The organism is Methylobacterium platani (genome assembly GCF_001653715.1).
In the GTDB taxonomy this organism is placed as follows: Bacteria; Pseudomonadota; Alphaproteobacteria; order Rhizobiales; family Beijerinckiaceae; genus Methylobacterium; species Methylobacterium platani.
On sequence record NZ_LWHQ01000128.1, the window covers coordinates 1 to 1,774 of the forward strand.

The following is a 1,774-nucleotide window of genomic DNA, read 5'->3' on the forward strand; positions in this document are numbered from 1 at the left end:
TCGAGGCCGGCGCGGGCGAGCAGGGCGGCGGCCTCGCCGGCGCCCGGCACGTCGCCGACGAGCAGGGCGAGCCGGCCGGCCGCGCCCTCCGCCGGCGCAAGGGCGACGCCGTCGGGCGACCGCCCGTCCGGAGCGGGGCCGCCCGCCATCGCCTCGCCGCGTTCGAGCGCGCGCAGCAGGGCGCTCAGCCGCTCCGGCACCGCCTCCGCCATCAGGCCGTCATAGGCCGCGGCGAGACCCGCCCCGAGGGCGTCGAGGGAAAGAGTCGGGGTGAGTTGCGTACCGCCTGTCCGGCGTCCGGCGCCCGCAGCGCCCATCGCCACCTCCTGATCGCTGATAACCGTCGTCGGGAGGATAAAGCCGCGACCGGCGGCACAGTTTCCGGAGCAGGAGAGCGGCGGCGGATCTTTTTCGCCGAGGCGGTGCCCCGGCCGGGTATTTCCCGCCGGACGGTCCCGCCCGGGCGATACTGGTCAGGATCTTCCGTCGCCGCGCCCATCGTCGCGGCGGGCCCCGGCCGGCTCAGGGCGCGTCGGCGGCGTAGGCCATCACGCCCATCAGGGCGCCGACGTCGCGGTAGCGGGCGCCGCGGGTGCTCATCATCGCCTCGAACTTGTCGTGGACCTGCGCCACCGTGAGGCTGCGGGCCTTCCGGCGGCCGACGCGCTCGTAGAAGATCGGCCGGTTCGCCTTGGCGGGCTTCGGCAGCAGGGCGGCGGCCTCGGCCTTCGGCTCCTCGACCACCTTGGCCATGAAGCGCTCGGCGTCGTCCGGCCCGAGGAAATGCGCGAGGTAGGTCTCGCCGAGGGTGAGGTCGCGGCCGATCCGGGCGGCGATGCGGGCCGAATCGCGCTTCAGCATCTCGCCCGCCATGACGGCGGCGAGGGAGGGATCGCGGCGCAGGTCGAGGATGCGGGCGCGCTCGGCGGCGTCGGCGACGGCGTTGTCGTCGCCGATCAGGCCGGCCTCGCGGGCATAGCCGTGCTGGGCGCCGAATTCCCGCATCACCTGGAGCCAGGTCCGCTCGATGAACTGGTAGAGGCCCGTCGCCGAGGAGGTCCGGGCCTGGACCTCGGTCAGGAAGCTCGATTCCTTGTCGGCGACCGCCATCAGCAGCACCGGGTCGGTGCGCACCGTCGCGGCGGCCCGCACGATGGTCTGGACGAGGTGGCGGCGGATCCGCATCGGGCCGAAGCTCAGCACCTCGTTGGGGTCGCCGCCGGTGCTGGCGGCGAGCAGGTCGTCGTAGGAGACACGGTCGACGCCCGAGGAGCCGAGGGCGGTGTCGAGGTCGTGCACCGGCTCGCGCAGGGGCGCCATCACGGCCGCCTCGCGGCTCGGGACCGCCGGCGCCTGGATCTTCGGCCGCGGCATCACCAGGAGGTCGGCCATGATCATGGTGACGGCCGGCCGGGCGGTGACGAGATCGGTGCCGTACTGGTGCAGCAGGGCGGAGAGCCCCGCCGCAAGGCAGCCCGCCGCCAGGAGGGCGCGCGCCATGACGGGCACGCCGCCCTGGGCGGCACGGCCGCGGCCGCCGAGCGCGAGGACGTCCCGGTGGGCGCCCGCGGGGATCCCCGCCATCCGCAGGCCGCTCCGCTGCGCCGGTCCGTCCGCTCGACGTCGCATATGATGTATCGCCCCGGTTTCCCTGCCTGTGAGGCGCAAGAAGCCGGTGAGATGTGGCGATAAAACGGCGACGCTCGCGCAGCTCAACCCGTTTCCGCACAAGCTTCGCCGTCGGCGATCCCGAGCATTCGGAACTCGTTACGGC

The 1,774-nt window shown here is 74.1% G+C and carries 2 protein-coding genes; both read right to left on the reverse strand.

Features of this window, described 5'->3' with window-relative positions; all coding sequences use genetic code 11:
* The coding region (locus A5481_RS31775; RefSeq protein WP_280946924.1) for a NepR family anti-sigma factor at positions 1 to 317 on the reverse strand (317 nt) is incomplete at its 3' end.
* A 205-nt stretch (positions 318 to 522) separates the two neighbouring features.
* Positions 523 to 1,629, reverse strand: coding sequence for a transglycosylase SLT domain-containing protein (locus A5481_RS31780; RefSeq protein WP_048433276.1), 1,107 nt, complete (start codon positions 1,627 to 1,629; stop codon positions 523 to 525).
* Between the last annotated feature and the right edge of the window lie 145 nt (positions 1,630 to 1,774).